At 59.5% G+C, this 7,733-nt stretch carries 8 protein-coding genes and 2 pseudogenes; 3 read left to right on the top strand and 7 right to left on the bottom strand.

Annotated features, from left to right (window positions below):
* The coding region (locus tag BO74_RS20060) for a helix-turn-helix domain-containing protein (protein WP_496445000.1) at positions 1 to 227 on the bottom strand (227 nt) is incomplete at its 3' end.
* Between the two features lie 30 nt (positions 228 to 257).
* Complete coding sequence (locus BO74_RS20055) at positions 258 to 833, bottom strand: hypothetical protein (protein ID WP_496444998.1); 576 nt, start codon at positions 831 to 833, stop codon at positions 258 to 260.
* 284 nt (positions 834 to 1,117) lie between these two features.
* Between BO74_RS20055 and BO74_RS20050 the strand changes: the two genes are divergently transcribed.
* On the top strand, positions 1,118 to 1,741 hold the full coding sequence (locus BO74_RS20050; protein WP_496444996.1) for a DUF6448 family protein: 624 nt from the start codon (positions 1,118 to 1,120) through the stop codon (positions 1,739 to 1,741).
* A 187-nt stretch (positions 1,742 to 1,928) separates the two neighbouring features.
* On the opposite strand, the gene BO74_RS20045 is transcribed toward BO74_RS20050, so the two are convergent.
* From BO74_RS20045 to BO74_RS20025, 5 genes are read right to left on the bottom strand one after another with little or no spacing between them, the layout of a single operon-like run.
* On the bottom strand, positions 1,929 to 3,449 hold the full coding sequence (locus BO74_RS20045) for an efflux transporter outer membrane subunit (RefSeq protein WP_496444994.1): 1,521 nt from the start codon (positions 3,447 to 3,449) through the stop codon (positions 1,929 to 1,931).
* Positions 3,446 to 4,153, bottom strand: a complete 708-nt coding sequence (locus tag BO74_RS20040; RefSeq protein ID WP_496444992.1) for an ABC transporter ATP-binding protein — start codon at positions 4,151 to 4,153, stop codon at positions 3,446 to 3,448. Before BO74_RS20040 ends, BO74_RS20045 begins: the two co-directional genes overlap by 4 nt.
* Before the next feature lies 1 nt (position 4,154).
* A complete protein-coding gene (locus BO74_RS20035) occupies positions 4,155 to 5,360 on the bottom strand; it encodes an ABC transporter permease (protein WP_496444990.1) in 1,206 nt (401 codons plus the stop codon).
* Positions 5,357 to 6,466, bottom strand: a complete 1,110-nt coding sequence (locus BO74_RS20030) for an efflux RND transporter periplasmic adaptor subunit (protein WP_496444988.1) — start codon at positions 6,464 to 6,466, stop codon at positions 5,357 to 5,359. Before BO74_RS20030 ends, BO74_RS20035 begins: the two co-directional genes overlap by 4 nt.
* Before the next feature lie 38 nt (positions 6,467 to 6,504).
* Positions 6,505 to 7,113 (bottom strand): TetR/AcrR family transcriptional regulator, encoded by a 609-nt coding sequence (locus BO74_RS20025; protein WP_496444986.1) that lies wholly within the window; start codon positions 7,111 to 7,113, stop codon positions 6,505 to 6,507.
* A 112-nt stretch (positions 7,114 to 7,225) separates the two neighbouring features.
* Between BO74_RS20025 and BO74_RS20020 the strand changes: the two are divergent.
* Positions 7,226 to 7,378, top strand: a pseudogene (locus BO74_RS20020) (IS3 family transposase); the annotation flags it as partial.
* A gap of 71 nt (positions 7,379 to 7,449) precedes the next feature.
* A pseudogene (locus tag BO74_RS20015) lies at positions 7,450 to 7,733 on the top strand (transposase); the annotation flags it as partial.

Raw genomic sequence — 7,733 nt, 5'->3', positions numbered from 1 at the left:
CTCAGGCATCGCCCGTCGCCTCGCGCTCGGCCCCGTGCAGTCGGTCGAATGGCTGACCACCCGCCCTCAACAAACCGGTCAATCGTGGCGCGTACCGCCGGGTAGCTCAAGCCCGTCATCGCGACAATCTGCATGATCTTGATTGCCTTCTGGTGCAATCGAATCACTTGCTTGCGCCGCTCATGAAGTTGTTCCAGCGTTTGCTTTCTGGCGTTCTCTTTTTCCATCATCATCAGACACGAAAAATCCGGATAAGTTCATACTTCATCGGGCCGGATCAATAGCCACGACATCTGCTTGCTCTCGACGTCCGAGAAAATATCCTTGACGCCCGCCGCAAATCTTCGCAGGGAATGCACGGAATAGATCAGATACGAGAGGAAGACGCCGTGGATGACGAGCGCCAGCGGCAGCGACGTGGGCATCCCGGGAAGGTCCTGCTCGAGAAGGATTTCGGTCTTGACTTCGACCGGTTGCAGGTAATAGGCGAAGAAGAACACAACGGCGGCCGTGCAAAACGGCAGCAGGTGCACCCAATGCCGTGGCTTGATGGCGAAGTCACGGCGCATCAGGGATTTCGTATATAGGTAGATCGCCGGCGGCTGCAAGACGGACAGCATGGTTCCGAGATAGGCGAAATTTGGATGTCGCGCAGTCAGGCCGGCACTATAGAGAAGCATTTCGGCGTACCCGGCGGCAATCGAAAGCAGAACAACAACCAGCAGCCGGTTGCTCGTCTGCCCAATGTTTGACGGCAAGACGAGAAATACCGAAAGCACGACGGCTTGGGTCACGCTGGCGGCAAGCAGGAAATTCGATACATCAATCTGCATGGGGGCTGTTACCTCCTCTCCATCAATCCAGATACGAGAATAACGTTCCCACCCGGAAAACACGAACACACTCCCGGGCTCAGCCGTTTACCTCCTGAAAACGTTCTGTTCTTCGTCTCGAACGTTCGATTACGCGCATGCGAACGAGAATTCCGGCGCAAATTCCTACATTAAACCCCGAAGCCTGCGTGTTTGGACTTCTTCATCAATGAACGTCCGACGCCATTTCTTCATGCCGAGATCGGCAAACATCATTCATCAAATCGAGACGAAGGAGCATCATCATGAGAAACCTCTTGAAATCCAAAATGGCAATGGCAACCGGCGCGCTGATCCTCGCGAACTTCGCCTTGGCGGGAAACGCCGCGGCGCACTGCGACGGACTCGACGGCCCGGTCATCATTGAAGCCCGCTCGGCGCTTGAAAAGAAGGATGTCACGCCGTTGCTCAAATGGGTGCCCGAAGCCAGCGAACACACGATCAAGGAGTCCTTCGCCAGGACGTTGCAGGAACGGACAAAAGGCAAGGCAGCGCAGGACACGGCCGATCGAAAGCTCTTTGAAACTCTCGTCCGGGTCCACCGCGAGTCCGAGGGGGCGCCTTTTACGGGCATCAAGCCCGCCGGACAAATCGCGCCCGTAGTGATGGAAGCGGATGCCGCGCTGGCCAAAAAGGACGTCGATCATCTGGCGAAGCACGTCGCCGAACAGGTGGAAAAATCCGTCCATGAAAAATTCGAGAAGGCTGCGCACAGCAAGGTATCCGCCGACCAGTCCGTCGCGAAGGGGCGTGAGTTCGTGAGCAACTACGTCCAGTACGTCCACTTTGTGGAAGGGTTGAACAACATGGCGACGCAGCCACCGGCGCACCACGCTGCTGAAACGAAGAAATCCGGCCATGCGCATTGAGCCTGGACCGTCCAAGTTCGACGGAGAGGTCAACCGTCACTCGATGATAAAGGCGCCAAGACTGGCCGTACCTGGTACGGGTCATCGGTAAGAAACCGCGTGGGCACTTTCGGCACTCGGCACGAAAGCGCCCACGATCGCCTCTGCAAGTGAGAATTTCGATCCTTGGCCAAACGCACCCTGATCACTAGATGCCGCCGCCCATCGCCTGGTACAGCGCGATGCTATCGACTAGGCGTTGCGCTTGAGCCCCGATCAGATTGATCGTGGTCTGTTGCGCCTGTTTTTGTGCAATCAGCAGTTGAACGTAGCTGCTCGCACCCAGCCTGTATTGGTTCTGCACGGACGCCAGCGAACCCTGCGCAGCCGCATCGGCGGCGGCCAGCGCCGCCAACGACTGAGCATCGTTCTCCACGGCGCGCAGCACGTCGGCTACATTGCGCAAGGACTCGAGCACCACATACTGGTAATTGGCAGCCGCCGCGTCGAAAGCTGCGAGCGCGGCACGTCTTTCAGCGGGTAACCCGGGATTGAAGAGCGGCTGGGTTAGCTGACCTGCAAGCATCCACACGGCCGAGCCACCGCCGAACAACGCACCTGTCGTCAAAGCCTGTGAGCCGAGACTAACGCTGATGTTGATTTGCGGATACAACCTGGCGACCGCCGCACCGTACTCCGCATTGGCCGCGTGCAAGAGCGCTTCTGCGGCTTGGATATCGGGGCGACGGCGCACCAGTTCGGATGGCAAAACAACGGGGAGGTCGGACGGAACGGTAAACTCGTTGAGGGTAAACGTGGGTAATCCACCCACACCCGGCGCCTGACCGACAAGGATGGACAACAGATGTTCGTTTTGCTGAAGTTGCTTGCGCAACACAGGCACTTCGGCGCGCGTCTGCTCCACCTCTGTCTGAAGGGCTAACACCTCGTACGGTGCCGCTTGACCGAGGCGAACACGTTCCTGAGTAATGCGCAATTGCTCGTCCATGGCGCCAAGAATGACTTCCGTCGACCGGAGTTGCCCTGCGAGCCTGGCTTGGGTGATTGCCGTAGTAACAATATTTGCAGCCAGAGTCAGCCGCGTGCCTTCCAATTCGTAGCCTTGATACTCGGCACGCGCGGCCAGTGCTTCCAACGTACGACGATTGCCGCCGGCCAGGTCAAGCTGGTAATGTACGTCGACACTTGCATTGTAGAGACTGAACTCGCGTGCCGCGCCGGCTTGTCCTTGGGCGCTTGGATTCGTGCGTTGCCGCAGAGCGCCAAGGCCGGCATCGACTTGCGGATAAAGGGTTGCCCCGGATTTTGCCGAATAGATTTCCTGTGCTTGCCGCAACGTAGCGGTGGCTTTTGCCAGTGTGGGGCTGGCTTGCAGCGCCTGGTCAACTAGAGTGTCCAGTTTGGCAGAGCCCAGGCTACGCCACCACTTTGCGCCCACGCCCGCTCCCGTGCTGAAATGCTGGGCATCACCCAATGTAACGGGGGCAGATGCCGTTTGCCCGGACAACGGCGCCACAGTGTAGCGCGACACGTCTGGAGCGGCCGGCCGCGCAAAATCCGGTCCGGCGGCACATCCGGCCAAGAAGCCGGCCAGGATGGAGACAGCCAGAAATGGACGCGCCTGGCCAAGACTTTCTTTCATGCGATCAATGCCAGGACCGGCCGTCGTGTCGCTTTCGGTCATGGAATCTTCCACTCGTTCGTTCATTCAATCCCCTTTCCTTCGCCCGCTTCCTCGTGGGTCACGCCGTCGCGAATGTGGTAGATGCGCTTGAAGGTTGGAATGATCTTTTCATCGTGGGTGACGACGATGATCGCCGTTTCGAACTTGCGCGCCATCTCGTTGAGGATGCGGATGACTCCCATGGCGCGTTCGCTGTCGAGCGGTGCTGTCGGCTCGTCAGCCAGAATGACCGGCGGGCGATTGACCAGGCCGCGCGCAATGGCGACCCGCTGTTGCTCCCCGCCCGAAAGCTGCGATGGCATCGCTTTGGCGCGGTGCTGCACATCCAAAGCCGTCAGCAATTCCACGGCCTTGGCGCGTGCTTCACTGTTGGAAACCTGTGCCAGCATTGGAATCAGTGCGACATTGTCGGTAACGTCGAGAAATGGAATCAGATACGGCGCCTGGAACACGAAGCCGATCTTGTCGCGCCTCAAAGCCCGCAGATCGCGCACTTTCCAGCCGTTGTCGTAGATCACCTCATTGCCCAGAACCATGCGTCCCGCGGTCGGGTCGATCACGGCACCCAGACATTTCAGCAGCGTGCTTTTCCCCGAACCGGACGGACCGATCAGTCCCACCACCTCGCCGGGTTCCACCTGCATGTCGACGCCCTTGAGGGCATCGACGGCGGTATCGCCCGAGCCATAGCGCTTTTTCAGCCCCTCGATGCGAATTCCTTTGCTCATGTCAGCCTCCGATCGCTTCGGCCGGATCGACCTTGAGCGCCATGCGGATCGCTACCAGGCTGGCCAGCATGCAGATCGCCATCATTGCGAGAAAGCCCGCAATGGAATCGTGGGGCACCAGGAAGACATACTTCGGGAAAATCGGCGCGGAAAATGTCGCGGCGATCTTGCCCACCACGAATCCGATGGCGCCCAGCGCCAGCGCCTGCTGCATGATCATCCAGGCTATGGTGCGGTTGCGTGTGCCGATCAGCTTCAGAACGGCGATCTCGCGGATCTTGTCCATCGTCAGGGTATAGATGATGAACGCGACGATGGCCGCGCAGACGATGGCCAGGATGACGAGGAACATGCCGATTTGCTTGGCAGACGTGGCGATCAGCTTGGTGACGACGATGTCTTCCATCTGGGCGCGGGTGTAGACCGTCAGGCGCTTCCAGCGGCGAATGGACTCGGCCACCTCGTCAGGTGCTTGCCCCGGCTTCAATGCCACCAGGACCGCATTGACGGACGCGTTGGTGCTTTGCGAGGCGATCACAGCCTCCAGCAGGCCCGGCACGCCCGGACGGTTGAAGGCCGGGTTGGCCTCGGTACGGCGGCGGCTCTGCCAGATGGCATCGTTGTCCTTGAGGAACTGCGCCTCCTGCGCATCCTTGAGCGGAATGAATACCATCGGGTCGCCGCCCGACGAGACCATGCGCCGCGTCATTCCCACGACGGAATACTGATTGCGGCGGATCGTCAGGCGGTCCCCCAGCTTGAGTCCCGATGCAATGTCCGCCACGGCCTCATAGTGGCCCCGAGTGATGTGACGCCCGGCGACGAGATAGGGCGGCCACCCGGGAACGCTTCCTGCCGGGCCGGGCGCAATGCCGACCACCATGGCCCGGACGTCTTCTTCGCCTTTGCGAACCTGCATGGTCAGGTAGGTTACATTCGCAGCGCGGTCGACACCCGGCATGGCGAGAATGGTCCGGTAGATGTCGTCGTTGAGACTTGATGGTTCTGCGTAGGGGCCGAGCGTGTCTTTCTGCACCACCCACAGATCGGCGCCGCTGTTGTCGAGCAAGGCCCGGCCGTCTTCGACCAGTCCGCGGTAGACCCCAGCCATGATCAGGGTCACGCCAATGAGCAATCCCAATCCGAAGCCCGTAAACACGAACTTGCCCCAGGCATGGTGAATATCCCGGCCGGCCAGACTGATCATCGCTTGGCTCCGGCAATATGTTCGACGATTCTGATGCGGCTTTTCGCCGTCAGCGCCTTTTCGCTGTGAATCACGACCTTGTCGCCGTCCTTGAGGCCGTCGAGAATCTGTACATGGCCGTCAAGATCGGAGGTGCCGAGCTTGACCGGAGTGAAGCGCAAATCGCTATCGACGACTTGCCAGACGCCGACCTTGTCGCTCTCCCGCCGAATCGCGGCGTTGGAAATGACCGGCGACGCGGGGAGTCCCGGCAAATCAACGGTGACTTCAGTAAGTTCGCCGATCGCCGGCAAGGCCGTGGGCAACGTGTCAAAAACGACTTTGGCCAGCAATTCCTCGGTCACCGCATCGGCTTTCGGTTCGACGCGCAACACGCGGCCATTCAGCGCTTGATCCCGGCGCGAGCGCAGCGCGATGCGGACAGGCAAGTCGGCAGCCAGCCCTGATGCGCTGATCTGATCGAAACGGACGTTGATCCAGAGGCTTTTGGGATCGATCACCTCCACCACGGCCTGGCCGGCGACGATCGTCGTTCCGGGATCGGCATCGCGCAGGACTACCACGCCGTCTACAGGCGAGATCAGCCGCAGATTGCGCCGTTGAGCGATCAGGGCATCGCGATCGGAACGCGAGCGGGCGAGTTCTTCCCGTGCAGCCGACAAGGCCGCATCCGCGATTTGTCGCTCCTGACGCTTGGTGGCGACGATTTCTTCGCTCGTGGAACGTACGGCGAGTAAGTCCTCGTAGCGCCGTGCCTGGGTCTCGGCATAGGACTGCCGCGCTGTCGCCTCGCGTAACGCGGCTTCTGCGCGCTTGAGGCCCGATTCCTGGGAACGGACGCGGTCATCGAGATCGACAGGGTCCATCTCCCCGAGGATCTGACCTACCTTCACTCGGTCGCCCACATGCACATCCAGACGGTTCAAACGCCCGGCAACCGTGGGGCCGATCCGGTAGGTGTAGCGAGCCTCGACAGTGCCGATGCCAAACAGCGACGGCGTGAGCGCGCGCGATTCGACCTCGGCCACGGTCACCGCCACGGGTGCCAGCGGCCCCGAGCGGAAGGCTACGTAGACAAAAAGAGCAAGAAGTGTGACCGCGACCACGACAAGCGCCAGAGTGCGCCTTTGAAATGACGGATACCTCATTGTGACCTCCCGATTCCACGCCGGTAGATCGCGAAGACGCGCGGCGCATCGCCGAGCATGCGTCCGACGTCACCGGCCAGCAAAGCCTGCATCACCAAGCCCTGAATCGTCCCGATGAACAGTGTTACCGCCGCCTCGACGTCTAGTGCTGCGGACAACTCGCCGGTCGCCTTGCCCTTCTCGATCAGGCCATGCAGGCGCTTGCCATAACGTTGAAGGAGCGTTTGCACCACCCGCTTGCCCTGCGTTTGCTCGGCGCGCTGAAGCTCGCTGAACAGCATCCTCGGCATTCCCGGATGCTCGGCCGCGAATGCAACGTGGCTCATGAACATGGCTTCCATCGATGCCAAAGGCGATGCAATGCCGCGGGCTGCGTCGTCGATCCGAGCCAGAAGCCGTTCCGCCACCCACTCCATGACGGCTTCCCAGATCGCGTCTTTGCTGGGGAAATGCCGAAACAAAGCGCCCTGCGTGACATTCATGTGCTGGGCAATGGCGGCGGTAGTGATATCGCTCGGATTCTGATCGCCAGCCAGACTGAGTACTGCCTCGACCGTGACCGCTCGCCGCTCGGCGGCAGGAATGCGTTTTCCAGATGTATCCACGATTGCCCCGTTTAGTAAGTAACCGTTTACTATCTTATTCCGAGAATCTTCAAAGGACAAGAACAAAAATCAGTCATTTGTTACGGCGATTGCTTCCGATAAAAAGCCGCTTCACAGACGCTTCGCCACGCGTGCGCAGGCCCGGCAGGAAATCACCGAGTACATCGAAATCTTTTACAACCGGATTCGCAAACAGGCGCGACTTGGCTATCTGTCGCCTGCTGCTTTCAGCCAACAGTACTATGCAAAACAGATAGCCGCTTAACCTGACCTGCTCCCCGCCAGCCGTACCAATCTAAAGTAGAGAAGTCCGTCAAACCATGGAGAATGACGGACATGAAGAAGAGCAGATTCACGGAAGAACAAATCATTGGTTTCCTCAAACAGGCGGAAGCCGGGATGCCAATCAAGGAACTGTGCCGCACTGGCGGGTTCAGTGATGCCACCTTCTACAAGTGGCGGGCCAAGTATGGCGGCATGGAAGCAACCGATGCCAAGCGGCTCAAGGAATTGGAAAGTGAGAACGCCAAGCTCAAGAAGCTTCTCGCGGAGGCGCATCTGGATATTCACGCGTTGAAAGAGGTTTTCGGGGTAAAACGCTAGCCCCACAAGTCAAACGC

Source organism: Propionivibrio pelophilus DSM 12018 (assembly GCF_059569095.1).
This window is presented reverse-complemented; position numbering and strand designations above follow the sequence as displayed.

What these genes read in the sequence shown, in the direction of transcription:
- BO74_RS20055 (WP_496444998.1), bottom strand. Translation starts at nt 833, where the DNA reads ATGCAGATTGATGTATCGAATTTCCTGCTTGCCGCCAGCGTGACCCAA.
- BO74_RS20050 (WP_496444996.1), top strand. Translation starts at nt 1,118, where the DNA reads ATGAGAAACCTCTTGAAATCCAAAATGGCAATGGCAACCGGCGCGCTG.
- BO74_RS20045 (WP_496444994.1), bottom strand. Translation starts at nt 3,449, where the DNA reads ATGAACGAACGAGTGGAAGATTCCATGACCGAAAGCGACACGACGGCC.
- BO74_RS20040 (WP_496444992.1), bottom strand. Translation starts at nt 4,153, where the DNA reads ATGAGCAAAGGAATTCGCATCGAGGGGCTGAAAAAGCGCTATGGCTCG.
- BO74_RS20035 (WP_496444990.1), bottom strand. Translation starts at nt 5,360, where the DNA reads ATGATCAGTCTGGCCGGCCGGGATATTCACCATGCCTGGGGCAAGTTC.